Origin of the sequence: Usitatibacter palustris (assembly GCF_013003985.1) — a bacterium.
GTDB classification, from domain to species: domain Bacteria; phylum Pseudomonadota; class Gammaproteobacteria; order Burkholderiales; family Usitatibacteraceae; genus Usitatibacter; species Usitatibacter palustris.
The window spans coordinates 693,821-708,165 of sequence record NZ_CP053073.1 but is presented as its reverse complement, the minus strand read 5'-3'; the positions used below and the strand labels follow the sequence as shown (position 1 = coordinate 708,165).

9 protein-coding genes are annotated in these 14,345 nt (G+C 65.6%); 1 reads left to right on the top strand and 8 read right to left on the bottom strand.

Annotated features, from left to right (window positions below; all coding sequences use genetic code 11):
- Positions 1 to 42 precede the first annotated feature (42 nt).
- Positions 43 to 840: an MOSC domain-containing protein gene (locus DSM104440_RS03795; protein ID WP_171160712.1), complete on the top strand. Its 798-nt coding sequence runs from the start codon at positions 43 to 45 to the stop codon at positions 838 to 840.
- On the opposite strand, the gene DSM104440_RS03790 is transcribed toward DSM104440_RS03795, so the two are convergent.
- The 8 genes from DSM104440_RS03790 to DSM104440_RS03755 all read right to left on the bottom strand — a co-directional run bounded on the left by DSM104440_RS03790 (position 841) and on the right by DSM104440_RS03755 (position 14,345).
- Positions 841 to 2,250 carry a hypothetical protein gene (locus DSM104440_RS03790; protein ID WP_171160710.1) on the bottom strand — a complete coding sequence of 470 codons (1,410 nt, stop codon included), beginning with the start codon at positions 2,248 to 2,250 and terminating at the stop codon, positions 841 to 843.
- A 155-nt stretch (positions 2,251 to 2,405) separates the two neighbouring features.
- Positions 2,406 to 4,745, bottom strand: coding sequence for an efflux RND transporter permease subunit (locus DSM104440_RS03785; protein WP_171160708.1), 2,340 nt, complete (start codon positions 4,743 to 4,745; stop codon positions 2,406 to 2,408).
- 7 nt (positions 4,746 to 4,752) lie between these two features.
- Complete coding sequence (locus DSM104440_RS03780; RefSeq protein WP_212758194.1) at positions 4,753 to 5,715, bottom strand: WD40/YVTN/BNR-like repeat-containing protein; 963 nt, start codon at positions 5,713 to 5,715, stop codon at positions 4,753 to 4,755.
- Between the two features lie 125 nt (positions 5,716 to 5,840).
- Positions 5,841 to 7,205, bottom strand: coding sequence for a DUF1329 domain-containing protein (locus DSM104440_RS03775; protein ID WP_171160704.1), 1,365 nt, complete (start codon positions 7,203 to 7,205; stop codon positions 5,841 to 5,843).
- Between the two features lie 36 nt (positions 7,206 to 7,241).
- Positions 7,242 to 9,173: a DUF1302 domain-containing protein gene (locus DSM104440_RS03770; RefSeq protein ID WP_171160702.1), complete on the bottom strand. Its 1,932-nt coding sequence runs from the start codon at positions 9,171 to 9,173 to the stop codon at positions 7,242 to 7,244.
- A gap of 112 nt (positions 9,174 to 9,285) precedes the next feature.
- Positions 9,286 to 10,488 carry an acetyl-CoA C-acyltransferase gene (locus tag DSM104440_RS03765; protein WP_171160700.1) on the bottom strand — a complete coding sequence of 401 codons (1,203 nt, stop codon included), beginning with the start codon at positions 10,486 to 10,488 and terminating at the stop codon, positions 9,286 to 9,288.
- Between the two features lie 20 nt (positions 10,489 to 10,508).
- Positions 10,509 to 11,954: a DUF3592 domain-containing protein gene (locus DSM104440_RS03760; protein WP_171160697.1), complete on the bottom strand. Its 1,446-nt coding sequence runs from the start codon at positions 11,952 to 11,954 to the stop codon at positions 10,509 to 10,511.
- 24 nt (positions 11,955 to 11,978) lie between these two features.
- On the bottom strand, positions 11,979 to 14,345 hold the full coding sequence (locus DSM104440_RS03755) for a 3-hydroxyacyl-CoA dehydrogenase/enoyl-CoA hydratase family protein (RefSeq protein ID WP_171160695.1): 2,367 nt from the start codon (positions 14,343 to 14,345) through the stop codon (positions 11,979 to 11,981).

Below are 14,345 nucleotides of genomic sequence, written 5' to 3'. Positions count from 1 at the left end.
GCGAACAGCCGGGCCGATTAACTTACCAGAACACGAAGACCCATGCCCATCACCCTCACCGCCCTGAACATCTACCCCGTGAAGAGCCTCGCGGGAATCCCGCTCACCGAGTCCGAGATGACTCCCCGGGGCCTGCGCCACGACCGGCGCTTCATGGTCGTCGATCCGGCCGGACAGTTCTTCACGCAGCGCGAACATCCGAAGATGGCCACGATCTGGACGGAGATCGACGCTGAGATGCTGCGGTTGGCCGCCGCGGATTCAGGCGAGGTCGAACTACCGGCGGAGCCCGTAGACGGCGACGCGATGCGGGTGCTGGTCTGGAACAGCACGGTCGATGCGATCGCACCCTCGCCCGAGGCCGATGCCTGGCTCACCGACTACCTCGGGACTCCTGCCCGCCTCGTCTACATGCCCGATCACTCGCGCCGCCCGGTGAGCGAAAAATACGCGCCGTCGCACATCGTGGGGTTCGCCGATGGCTTCCCGTTCCTCGTGATCAGCGAAGCCTCGCTCGCGGACTTGAACTCGCGCCTCGCGCATCCTGTGCCCATGAATCGCTTCCGGCCCAACCTCGTGGTCTCGGGTACCGGCGCGTTCGCGGAAGACGGGTGGAAGCGTTTTCGCGTGGGCGCCGCCGCGCTCGAGATGTCGAAGCCCTGCGGGCGGTGCCAGATCACGACAACGGACCAGGTCACGGGAGAAGTGACGGGCCCTGAACCGCTGGCGACGCTGGGCACCTATCGCAACAGCGACGTGTTCGGCACCTGCTTCGGAATGAACGCGGTGACGGTGTCGCCGGCGCGCATTCGCGTCGGCGACACCGTCATCACGGAGTAGCTACTTCTTCGGGATTTCCGCACCCACCACCGGCGTCACGTTCTGCACCGTGGCCGCAGCAGGCAGGGCCTTGGTGCCGGGCTTCGCCGGAGCGAGGACCAGCTTCTTCGTCGCGGCCGTAGGCGCGACCGTAGCCGCAGCCGCGGGCGCGGGCGCCTTGAGCCCGCTCGTCGTAACCGCGCTGGCGGTCACCGCCGAGGCCGTCTTCGCCGTCGGACCGCAGCTCGGACCTTCCGTGATGCGCAGGTCACCGCGAACCGCCTGCACGCCGCTGAAGACGCCACGCAGGTTGAACGTGCGCTGCGCTTCGGTGAGGTAGTCGTCGATCTTCACCCGCTTGACCACGCCACCCGTCTGCGGTGCGCGCAGGATCTTGTACTTCGCCGTGCGTACCGGCTTGCTATCCCACTCGCTGATGCACTCCGTATTCCTCACGTAGCCGGGAAGCGACCAGCCGTTGTGCTGCGCGAAGCAGACCTTCTGCGGGTTGGCGCCCGGGGTCACGTAGGCGTCGCTGGCGTATGGGTCGCCGAGGGCCACCGACGACTCGGCACCCACGAGGATCTCGAAGTCGTTCGTGGACCAGCCGATGCCCGGGATGAAGCTGTTGTCGACCGCGATCGCCATCCAGCAGGCCATGCCTTCCGACTTGCCCAACCACACCGTGCCGTCCCTGGCCTTGCCGCGGCAGACCGCGAGCTTGCGGTTGTTCTGCTGGTAGCCCGGGCGAATCACGTTGGGCGGCAGTTGCGTACCCGTCACCTTGACCCAGGAATAGCCCTCCTGCCCACGCAGGAAGTTGATCGAGACATCCCCGGTCACGACGAAATTGGCGGTGAAGGGAACGGCGTCGAGGTACCTCTCCGTCACGACGAACTGCACGTCGAAGGAGCGATTGGGGGGGACGTCGATGGTGCGCGACGTCTTCCAGGTCTTGGACTTCTCCGTGCCGCCGCCCTTGGAGTTCTCCTTGCCCTGGGTCTGCCCCAGCGTCACCGTGGAGCTGGCGCTCGCGCCGAACGCTTCATACCCCACGGTCACGGAAATTTCCTTGCTGGTCTCGACCTTGTCCGTGTAGTTGAACGACGTGCTGTCGGTCGTGGTCCCCTCGACTTCCACGGTGGACGATCCGCCGACGGGCGCACAGCCGATCGGCGTCTCGAGCAGGACATTGGGACGATCGGGAATCGCGCCGGGCGGGCTGATCTTCAGGCCCTTGCCACCGACGGTTCCTTCGAAAACGATGCTGGTGTTGGTCCCGGCCGGGACCGGCCCGCCGTAGATGGTCGCGAGCTTGCCCGTCTGCTTGAGCTGGTTGGTGACCAGCGCGCCGAGATCGATGGTGTCCGCGAAGGCGGACGAGGTGAACGCGCATGCGAGCGCGAGCGCCAACGTTGTGTTTCGTTTCATGAGGAAATCTCCGTCAAATCCCTGTGTCGGTGGTCGGGCACTCGAGTGCCTCTAGCTCGCCAGTTCAAAGTGCCTTGGCATGGAAGCATCGTAGTAGGGAACCCCACCAGGCGCCATGCGACCCAGGTCCCGAAGGACCCGGGCCTTAGGTCGCATCAGGGCCGGGGGTTGGCCACCGGATGGGGCTTGAGCAGGAACGCCGCCATCGCCGGCAGCAGGAAGAGCGCGCCGAGCATGTTCAGGAAGAACATGAAGGCGAGCAGGATCCCCATGTCAGCCTGGAACTTGAGGGCGGAGAGCACCCAGGTGCCGACACCGATCGTCATCGTCACCGCCGTGAACACCATCGCCGTGCCGCGCTCGTTGAGCGCCTCGAAGAACGCGGTGGAGAGCGACTTGCCCTCCTCGAGGTGGATCTCGATGCGGTCGTAGAGATAGATGCCGTAGTCGACGCCAACGCCCACACCCAGCGCGATCACCGGCAGCGTGGAGACCTTGAGGCCGATGCCGAGCACCGGCATGAGCGCTTCGCACAGGATCGACACGAGGGCGAGCGGGATGAGGATGCAAAGCGTTGCGCGCAGGCTGCGGAACGTGATCATGCACATGATCAGCAACGCGCCGAAGATGAAGAACGTCATCTCCCAGCGCGCCTTGTCCACGGCCTCGTTGGTCGCGGCCGTCACGCCCATGTTGCCGGTGGCGAGCTTGAACTCGACCTTGTCGGAAGGATTGGCCGCCGAGAAGTTCTTCACCTCTTGTACAAGGCGCGCGATGGTCTCGCCCTGCTGGTCGCTCGTGTTCACGAGCACCTGCATCGCGCTGCAGTCGGTGTTGAGCAGGCCCGTCGAGGTGTCGATCGGCGTGACGCTCTGCGCCATCACCTGGTTGTCGCGCGGCAGCTGGCGCCACTTGAGGTTGCCCTCGTTGAAGCCCGCGTTGACCATCTTCGCCATGCCCGGCAGCGAGATCACCGACTGCGTGCCCGGGACGTTCTGCATATACCAGTCGAAGCGTTCGATCACGCTCATGACGTCGTAGTTGGTGCACGCGCCCTGCACGCCCTTGGTCTGCGCGACGACACCGAGCGTGTTCACGCCGATCGCGAACTTCTCGACGATCTTCGCGTTGTCCTGGTTGTAGCGCGATGCGGGTCGCAGCTCGGGAACACCCACGCCGTAGTCGCCGACCTTGAGGTCGTGCGCCTTCCATATGCCGATCACGCCGATCACCGCGGCCGCGGCAATGATGATCGCCGCGCGCGGGCGCTCGACGCAGCGCGCGGCCGCATGCCAGATCTTGTCGACGCGGCTTTCCTGGTACGCCTCCTTGGCCGCCGCGCCCTTCGAAAGGCTCAGGTGCGACAGCATGATCGGCAGGAGCATCTTGTTGGTGATGATCATCCAGGCGACACCCAGCGACGCGGTGATCCCGAGTTCGCGCACGATGTCGATCGGGATGAGCATGATCACCGCGAAGCCCAGCACGTTGGTGAGGAGCGCCAGCGTTCCCGGAATGAAGAGCTTCGAGAACGAGCGCTTGGCGGCCGTGAGGCTGTCCGCGCCGCCGACGACTTCCCGCTCCCACGTCTTGGTCATCTGCACCGCGTGCGAGACGCCGATGGAGAAGATGAGGAACGGCACGAGGATCGAGAGCGGATCGATGCCGAAGCCCAGCAGCGGCAGCGTGCCCAGGAGCCAGAGCACGGGCATCATCGCGACGACGATGGCCACGAGCGTGAGCTTCACGTCCTTCACGAACCACAGCATGAGGACGAGCGTGATCACGAAGGCGATGCCGAAGAACATGACCACGCCGCGTGCGCCGTCGCGGATATCGCCGATCGCCTTGGCGAAGCCGATGATGTGCACGCTGTGCTTGTCGCTCGAATACTTGTCGCGCAGCGCCTCGAGCTTCGCCGCCACTTCGAAATAATTCAGTCGCTGGCTGGTCTGCGGATCGACTTCCAGCAGCGCCGCGCTCACCAATGCGCCGGTGAAGTCCGTGGCGACCGAACGGCCGATCTCCGTGGACTTCTGCACGTTGCCGCGCACGGTCTCGAGATCCTTGTCGGTTCCCTGGAACGTGGCCGGGATCACGTTGCCGCCCGCGAAGCCTTCCTCGATCACCTCGATGAAGCGCGTGTTGGGCGTGAAGAGCGACTTCACCGAGGGGCGATCCACGCCGTTGAGCAGGAAGACGTCGTCGGTGAGCGCCTTCAGCTTCTGCATGTACTCCTTGTTGAAGATGTTGCCGTCCTTCTGCACCAGCGCGATCGCCACGCGGTTGGCACTCCCGAAATCCTTCTGGTAGTCGCGATACACCTGCATGTACGGGTGCTTGAGCGGCACCATCTTGTTGAAGCCCGCATCGACCACCAGGCGCGAAGCCGAAGCGGCGAAGAGCACCGTGAGCACCGCGAAGACGATGAGCCAGGTCTTGCGATGGTCGAAGACGATCCCGGAGGCTTTCTGGATGAACGTAGTGAGCGTCATGGTCGCCTCAGCGCGGGGCCGAAGGGAGCGGCACTTCGCGTGCCCCCGCTTCGCCCAGCAGCAATACCGCATTGGGCGCGCCGAGCAGCGCCTTCGAGAACGCGCGCGTCGTGCCCGTCGCGAGCGGAACGAACGAGTTGCCCTGGTCGCGCGACACGAGCACCGTGCCCGCGTTGCCGGCGACCACGAGCGCTCCATCGGGCAGGAGCGTTCCGCCCATGAGCGTCGCCACCGAGGTGTTGTCGATCTGCTTCCAGCTCTTGCCGCCGTCGGGGGAGCGATAGATGCGCCCGCGCAGGCCGAAGGCGACGAGGCCGCCGTCCGCGGTGGGCAGCCCGCCGAAGAACGAGCCCTTGTACGGCGACGTGAGCGCGGTCCAGGTCTTGCCGGCATCTGCGGAGACGAGCATCGTGCCGGCCTCGCCCAGGATCAGCAGCTTGCCGTCGGCGAGCTTCACGATCGCATTGAGGTGCTTGTCGTCGGCCACCACCTTGCGGGCGGTCCAGGTCTTGCCGCCGTCGGCCGTGTCGTAGAACGCGCCGTAGGCGCCGACCGCGAGGCCTGCCTCCGGGCTGGTGAGATGGATATCGAGGAGCGGACGCTGCTCGGAGGGCGCGGAGAATTGCTGCGTCCAGGATTCGCCGCCGTCGACCGTGGCGAGGATCACCGAATCGTGGCCCACGGCCCAGCCGCGCTTGGCGTCGATGAACTCGACCGAGGTCAGCAGCGCGCCGTCGGGTGCCTTGGCCCGCTTCCACGAAGTGCCGTTGTCATCGCTGAAGACGATGTAGCCGCGATCGCCGACCGCGACGACGCGGTTGCCCACGCGCGCGCCGTCCGTGAGGAGCAGGCGCTGCATGCTGGTCTTCGAGATCGGTCCGGTGGCCGGGAGCACCGTTTCGGCGTCCTTGGCCCAAGCGCCCACGGCCAGCCCGAGGCCGACCGCCATGGCAACCACGATTCTTGTCATCGCTCCCCCGCGTTTTTAGAGGCGGAAATGGGGCCGGACCCCTTTACACCCTTGTAGCAGCCTACCTCACGGCGGCGGCTACAAGAATATAAAGGGGTCCGGCCCCAATTCCTACTGCGAGGTGCTTAGCGCGTTCCCGTACCGCGGAGGTTCGCCGGCGTGTAGTCCGCCTGCGTGCGCTTGATCGGTTCGTAGATGAGCTTCTCTTCGCTGCGCAGGCCCATGGCGATGTAGCGGCCCGACTGGAGGTCGTTGTGGACCTCGATCGTGCCGAAGATCGTCGGGATGTTGTACCAGTTCTCGCTGTGGAACTCGGCATAGCGCCAGAGCTCGTTGCGGCCGTCGTACTTGTCGGAGGCGACGGCGAGCCAGCTATCCTCGTCCAGGTAGAAGACGCGCTTCGAGTAGATGTGGCTGGTGCCCGCCTTGAGCGTGGCTTCCACGACCCAGACGCGATGCAGCTCGTAGCGCGCGAGGTCCTGGTTGATGTGGCCCGGCTTGAGGATGTCCGCATACGTGAGCTTCGGATCCGAGAGCTTGTACGAGTTGTACGGGATGTACATCTCCTTCTTGCCCACGAGCTTCCAGTTGTAGCGGTCGGTCGCGCCGTTGAACATGCCGAAGTCGTCGTTGGTGCGCAGTCCGTCGGCCGCCGTGCCCGGGTTGTCGTACGCGACGTTCGGCGCGAGCCTCACGCGGCGCTGGCCCGGGTTGTACGTCCATGCGGAGCGGGGCTGCGCGTTCTGGTCCACCGTCTCGTGCACCAGCAGGATCTGCCCTGCCAGGCGCGCGGGCGCCGTGGTGCTTTGCAGGTAATTCAGGACCTTGTTGGGCTCGCGCGTGGCGACGGGCTTCGAGAGGTTGCCGTACTGGAAGTCGTATTCATACTCGAACTTCACGAGCGCGTAGTCGCCGGTGCGGGTGACCGCGGCCTGCGACCAGTGCATCGCGAACGTGTCGCCGCGGTAACGCAGCGTCGAGTTCCAGATCGCCTCGTTGCCGTCCTTCGGGATCGGGAACGGAACGCCACCGACGCAGCCGACCACGCCGTTGCCGCCGGCGGAGAGCTTCGCCTTGGCCGCGCAGTCCTTCGTTTCCTTGTAGTGACCTTCGGGTGCGGACGCGGTGCGATGCGTCGGGTACACGACCATCTTGTACGCGGGATACTTCTTCAGCATCGCGTACGCGCCCGCCGGGATCTTGTCCTTGTACTGGTCGGCGTTCTTGCCATCGATGGTGAGCAGCGGCTTGTCGGTGGGGAACGGATCGACGAAGTGCCCGCCGGGCTTGTAGCCGGCGACGGGTTTCGTGATGCCGCCATCCCACGCGGGAATGGTGCCTGCTGCGTTTCCAGCCTTCTCGCCACCGAGCGGCGTCAGCGTGGTGCCGAGCTTGGCGAGGTCCGCCGCCGACAATTCAGCGGCAGCGGGCATGGCCAGCGCGACGCCCGCGGCCAGCAGGCCGGCCGCTTTTTTCGTAATTGCGATCATGGGTTTCCTCCGGATCATTTTATGTAGTCCCTGGAATCAGAACGCGTAGCTGACGCTGAACGAGTAGAAGCCGCGATCCTTCAGCGGGTTCGCGCTCGAGCACCAGGACGCGCTTTGTCCCGGCGGCAATACCGTGCCGGCAGGCAACGTGTCCGTGCCGCAGTACGTGCGTCCGCCCGAGAAGTCCGTCCACTGGGCATCGACGATCCAGCGCTTCTGGTAGTCCCACGCCAGGCCCAGCGACACCGCCTTCGTGCCCTGGTTGAACGTCGGGCTGACACCCTTCACGTCATGCGACCAGGCAATGCGCGGCGAGAGCGTGCCGCTATAGAGCGCGTTGCTGTAGTCCATGCGCGCCGCGAGCCGGTAGCCCCACGAGTACGACGTGAGGTAACCCGTCTCCTGCACCGAGAAGGCGCTGCCGGCAAGGGCACCGAGCTGCGTGGCCGGCAGGTAGGTCGCGGGGCCTGCGAACTTCTGGTCGGACGGCAGGTTGTGGAACCACGTCCCGCCGATTTCGCCGACGAGCACCAGCGTGTCCGCGCCCATGGTGCTCGGGAACGACTTGGTCGCGGTCATCTGCGCCTGGGTCGACTTGAGCCGCATGTAGCCGGGGATCACCGTACCTTCCGGAACCAGCGTCGCGGCCGTTGCGCCGACCGGCTGTCCCGGGATCTGCGTGTAGCCCGTGATCAGGTTCGGGATGCCCAGCGCGGCCATGATCAGCTCGGTCGTCGAGAGTTGCACCGGCAGGTTCGAGCGATAAGCCACTTCACCCTGCAGCGCGACGCCCTGGGGACCGGCCGTGTTGAAGCTCAGGCCGACGAGGTGGATGTCTTCCGGATACTCGACGAAGTACCGCGCCGTTCCCGTGTGGCAGAGCGAACGCAGCGCCGCGTTGCCGCAGATCGGCGTGATCAGCGGGCCGCCCGTGAGGATGGACGTCGGCGTGCCGCGGATGCCGGTGAAGTACGGCGTGCGGCTGTGGTAGTTCATGTAGAACAGGCCGAACTCGGTGTTGTTGAGCTCGGGCGCGAGGTAACGGAACGCGACACCCCACTGGCCGTCATCGCTCGCATCCTTGTCGGCGATGCGCGGCGCCCACACCGAAGCGGCTGGGTTATACGCGCCATAGAGCGCGACCGCCGTGGTGCTGAGGCCCGGGATTCCCGGCGGCACCGGGTTGCCCACCGGGAAGTGCTCGTCCTGGCGACGGCCGAACGACACGATGACGCGCGTGGCATCGTCGGATGCGGCGTCGTTGGTGGAGAAGTACGAACCCTTCGGATCGAGCTTCACCTTGTCCCAGTTGGTGAGGACGAAGCCTTCGACCGACGCGTTCTTCGTGAGCTCGAGGCTCGCCCACACGCCCATCGTCGGAATGAACGCTTCCTTCAGCTCCGAACCGGGAATGCGCAGCTTCGAGAGGTCGACCGGGTTGATCACGTTGATGCCGTTGGGGATGAACGTGCTTTCGCCCCAGCTGATCACCTGGCTGCCGACGCGCACGCGCAGGTTCTTGCCCATCGGATCGAAGGAACCGTAGAAGAAGCCGTCGAGGCCCTTCACGTCCTTGCCCAGGCGATCCTGGCCCGTCGGGCCGAGCTTGTCGCTGTCGGCGTTCTCGAAGTCATAGAACATCAGGCCGCGGCCGAAGAAACCGAAGTTCTTCCACTTGAGCTCGAGGTCCACGGTCGCCTTCACGGCGTTCGAGAACATGTCGCCCTTCTTGTAGTTGAGGTTGCCGTCGTCCTCGTTCACCGAACGCGTCGTGCCGCCGTTCGCCTGGCCGATAAGGTTCTGGTCGGGTGACTTCGCGCGCCACGAAGCGCCATACGTGAGTGTCGTGTCGATGCTCGCGCTGAAATCGTCACCTGTCTTGAACTGATAGGCGAATGCCGGCATCGCGCCACAGAGCGCGAGCGCAGCCACGAGCGGTTTCACGGCAAGGCCGTTGGGAAATTTCATGAGCCGTTTCTCCTGAGTTGGCTTCGTTTCTATCGTGCCCTTATGACTGGGCGATTTTCTGGCTGTATTGTCATTAATCAATCGGCAAAACACAACAATTCCGAGGGGTATTTCAGGCGAGCGACTCAAAGAGGCCCGCCGCACCCATGCCCGTTCCGATGCACATCGTGACCATGCCGTACCGCCCTGCGGATCGGCGCAATCCGTGCACCAAAGTGGCCGCGCGCACCGCGCCGGTGGCGCCGAGCGGATGGCCCAGCGCGATGGCGCCCCCCTGAGGATTGACCTTCGCCGGATCGAGACCGAGATCCTTGATGACCGCGAGTGCCTGGGCGGCGAACGCCTCGTTCAATTCGATCCAATCGAGCTTTTCCTTCGCGATTCCGCACTGCGAAAGGACCTTGGGAATCGCTTTGATCGGCCCGATTCCCATGATTTCCGGAGGTACGCCGGCGACGGCGAAGCCCATGAAGCGTGCCATCGGTTTCACGCCGTAGCGCTTGAGCGCACGTTCACTCATGAGGATCACCGCGGCCGCGCCGTCGGACATCTGCGAGCTGTTGCCCGCGGTAACGCTCCCTTTGGCCGCGAAGACCGTCTTCAGCTTGGCAAGGCCCTCGAGCGTCGAGTCGAGGCGCGGGCCTTCGTCGGTATCCGCGATCTTGCTGCGGCGCACCACTTTCCCGCTTGCAATGTCGGGTGCGGCCGATTCCACCGTGTAGGGCACGATCTCGTCGCGGAACGCGCCCGCGGCGATCGCGGCGGCGGCCTTCTGGTGGCTCGCCAGCGCGAACGCATCCTGCTCCTCGCGCGTGACCTTCCACTGCTTCGCGACGTTTTCCGCGGTGATGCCCATGCCGTAGGCGATCGCGACGTTCTCGTCCTTCGTGAACACCGCGTCGTTGAGCGCGATCTTGTTGCCCATCATCGGCACCATCGACATCGACTCGGTGCCCGCGGCGATCACGACATCGTCATCGCCCGTGCGGATGCGATCCGCGGCGATCGCAACCGCCTGCACGCCCGACGAGCAGAAGCGGTTGATCGTCATCGCCGGAACGTTGTCGGGAAATCCCGCGAGCAGCACGCCGATGCGCGCGACGTTCATCCCCTGCTCGGCTTCGGGCATCGCACAGCCGACCACGACGTCGGCGACGTCTTTCGGATCAAGGCCGGGCACCTGGGCCATCACGCCCTTCAGCACGTGGGCGAGGAGGTCATCGGGTCGGACGTTGCGGAACATCCCGCGCGGAGCCTTGCCGACGGGCGTGCGCACGGCGGCAACGATGTAGGCGTCCTGGACTTGTCTTGTCATGGAAATCTCCGAATGCGAACTCAGGAATTGATCATGCCGACGATCGCGACCACGCCGCCGACGACGAACTGCAGGATGACGAGCGCGATGACGACTTTCATGATGCGGGGGAACCACGTGTGGATCTTCGCCGACCACTCGCGCTGTTGCGGCGTGAGCCTCGCCATGAGTTCGCGCTGCGCCTTGGGCATCGTGGCGTACTTCTGCGCGCCGAACAGCTTCGCGAGCTCCGCTTCCATCGCCGGGTTGAGGACGTTGGCAGGCGATGCCGGCGACCCGGAATGCAGGGACTCGGGTTCCGCGAATGAATCGAGCGCGCCGTGGGGCCGGGGCGCGATCTCGACTTCGAATCCGAAGGGCAGGCCCTTGGGCTCGATGCGCTCGATCTCGATGCGCCACTTGTAGCGCTCGCCCGTCTCGTCGTCGGGCGTCGTGGGCGGCTGGTTCCCCGGCGCCTGGTGCCGAAACGAAAGCTTCGAGGCGCCGTCGGCGCCGCGTACGGCTTGCGCCTCGATCGTCTTCGACCAGACGTCGAGCTGGCGCGTGCCGTCGCTCGAGCTCGACGCGCCACGCTTGAGGCACACGAGCTCCACGTTGTAGCGCTCGCCCGCGGGCACGCTGCGCGAGAAGCGCATCACGCCATGGAAGCTCGCGCCGGCGGCGGGGCGCGGCGGATCGACGGTGAGCGTCGCCGACCCACGGCGCAGGACCAGGTACGTCGACTGGATCGCACCCCAGAGGATGAACGAACCGATGATCGGGAAGAGGAGCACGAAGAGGCCCCAGTACTCGCCCTTCTCGATGAGTTCGGGCACCGCGATCATCGCCACCGGAAACGAGATCAGGTTCCAGATGAGCGCGAAAATCCACAAGCCGATCGTGCCGCCCGCGCCGTCGGACTTGACGCCGGCGCCCCCGCGCGCGCCCGCACGAAGGTCTTTCGCTTTCTTCTGGCGCGCCGGCGCATTCGCGGCATAGAGCCCGGCGATGAAGATTCCCAGGCCCGCGCCACCGAACATGACGGCGAAGACGCCGACGAACAGGACCCACGCCCAGCGCAAATCGCGATCGACGACCGCTTCGGCGGGCTTGTCGGGGTTCACGTACACCGTGATCGGCTTGTCCGCGGCCTTGGCGTCCTTGAGGTAGGTCGCCATCGTCTCGTGCCAGTCGCCGATGTTGTCGGAGCCGCCCATCCGGTCGAGGCCCAGGCGCGTGCCCGTGTAGTTCTGCCCGCCGAGCGCGTACTCGTAGGTGCCTTCGGCGCGATAGGTCGTGCCGCCCTTGCTGCCGCGCGAGCTCACGAGCTCCGCGGACTGGACTTTCGCCTTCACGACGACCCAGTCCTGCGCACGGAACATGTCGCTGACGTTCTGGCCGAGCACGTAGGCCGCGCCGAGCCCCACGCCCGCGAACGGGAGCGAGAACAGGAGCATGAAAAGCGCGCCGCCGGCTTTTCCCTTCATGGCCTTCCCGACCTCCAGGGTGCGTCAGTTCCTCAGGGGCTTGCCGTTCTCGAGCATGAAAGCGATGCGTTCCTGCGTCTTGGGCATCTTCGCGAGCTCGACGAAGTTGCGCCGCTCGAGATCGAGCAGCCACTTCTCGTCGACGATGCTGCCCGGCTCGACCGCGCCGCCGCACACGACTTCGGCGATGCGCGAGGCGATCTCGTAGTCGTGGCCGGAGATGAAGCCGCCCTCGCGCATGTTCACGAGGAGCATCTTGAGTGTCGCGATGCCGGTGTCGCCGGCCACGGGAATCTGCGCGGGCGCGAGTGAAGGACGCACGCCCGATTCCGCCATCGCGCGCGCCTGCTGCTTCGCGACGTGGAGCAATTCGGCCGGATGGAAGATCACGAGGTCTTCGGCCTTGAGGTAGCCCATCTCCCGCGCGTTGGCCGCGCTCTTCGAGACTTCGCCCATCGCCGCCTGCTTGAAGTAGCGCTGCAGCTCGGGGAACGCGTCGCCGCCTTTCGCCCACGCGACCGAGCGCTGCGCGAATTCCTTGAGGCCACCGCCCGCGGGGAGCAAGCCAACGCCCGCTTCCACGAGGCCGATGTAGCTCTCGAGTGCGGCGACCACGCGTTGGGAATGCATCACGAACTCGCAACCACCGCCGAGCGCCATGCCCTCCACCGCCGCGACGGTCGGCACCTGCGCGTACTTCAGGCGCTGCGAGGTCTGCTGGAAGAGCGCGACCATCTGCTCGAATTCATCGAACTTGCCGGCCTTGAGCGACTCGAGCGCGGCCTTGAGGTTGGCACCCACCGCGAACGGCGCTTCGTGCCAGATCACGAGGGCGTCGAAATTCTTCTCCGCCTCGTCGATCGCGCGGTTGAGCCCGGTGAGCACTTCGGCGCCGAGCGAATGCATCTTGCTCTTGAAGGAAACGATCGCGATGCCGTCGCCCTGGTGCCACATGCGAACGCCGTCGTCCTCGAAGACCGTCGTGCCGCGATCCGCGGCCTTCTCGCCCAGCACCGTCTCCGGAAAATACTGGCGCTTGTACACGGCAAGATCCGACCGGCCGACGAGCTTGCCGCTCGCGGGCGAGAACGAACCGGCGGGCTCGTGAACGCCGTCGCGCTCGAAGACCCACGCGGGCAACGGCGCCTTCGCCATGGTTTTCCCCGCGGCGATGTCTTCCTGGATCCAGCCGGCGACCTTCTTCCAGCCCGCGGCCTGCCACAGTTCGAAGGGGCCGCGCGACCAGCCGAAGCCCCAGCGGATCGCGAAGTCCACGTCGCGCGCGCTGTAGGCGATGTCGGCGGTGTGCACGGCCACGTAGTGGAAAAGGTCGCGGAAGATCGCCCACAGGAACTGGCCCTGCGGATGCGCCGAGGCGCGCAGCTTCGCGAGCTGCTCGCCGGGGTTCTTCTCCTTGAGGATCGCCTTCACGTCGTCGGCCATCGCACCGGCCGAGGCGCGGTAATCCTGCTTCGCGACGTCGAGCACCAGGATGTCCTTGCCCTTCTTCGTGAAGATCCCGGCCTTGGTCTTCTGGCCGAGCGCGCCCTTCGCAACAAGTGCGGCGAGCCACTCGGGCGCGCGGTAGAACGCGGCCCACGGATCGGCGGGCAGCGTGTCGCCCATCGTCTTGATCACGTGCGACATCGTGTCGAGGCCAACCACGTCAGCGGTGCGATACGTCGCACTCTTTGCGCGGCCGATCGCGGGACCCGTGAGTGCATCGACTTCGTCGAAGCCCAGCTTGAATTGCGCGGTGTGGTGCATGGCCGCCAGCATCGAGAAGACACCGACGCGGTTGGCGACGAAGTTGGGCGTGTCCTTCGCGCGGATCACGCCCTTGCCGAGTGTCGTCGTGAGGAAGGTCTCGAGCGCATCGAGCACGGCCGGATCGGTGTCGGGTGTTGCGATCAGCTCCACGAGGCGCATGTAGCGCGGCGGGTTGAAGAAGTGGATACCGCAGAAGCGCTTGCGCGCCGCGGCGGGAATCGCCTTCGCGAGTTCGGTGATCGACAGGCCCGAGGTGTTGGACGCGAAGATCGCATTGGGCGCGAGGTGCGGCGAGACCTTCTCGAAGAGCGACTTCTTCCAGTCCATGCGCTCGCTGATCGCCTCGATCACGAGGTCGCATTCGGCAAGCAACCCGAGATCGTCGTCGTAGTTGGCGGGCACGATCTGCGCGAGCGCGCCGCGCGTGGCGAGCGGGCTGGGTTCGAGCTTCGCGAGGCCGTCGATCGCCTTGCGCGCGATCGCACTCTTGTCCTTGCCCTCCTTCGCGGGCAGGTCGAAGAGGATCGGCTTCACGTTGGCATTGGCGAGGTGGGCGGCGATCTGGGCGCCCATGACGCCGGCGCCGAGGACGGCCGCCTTGCGGACGAGGAATTTCTCCAC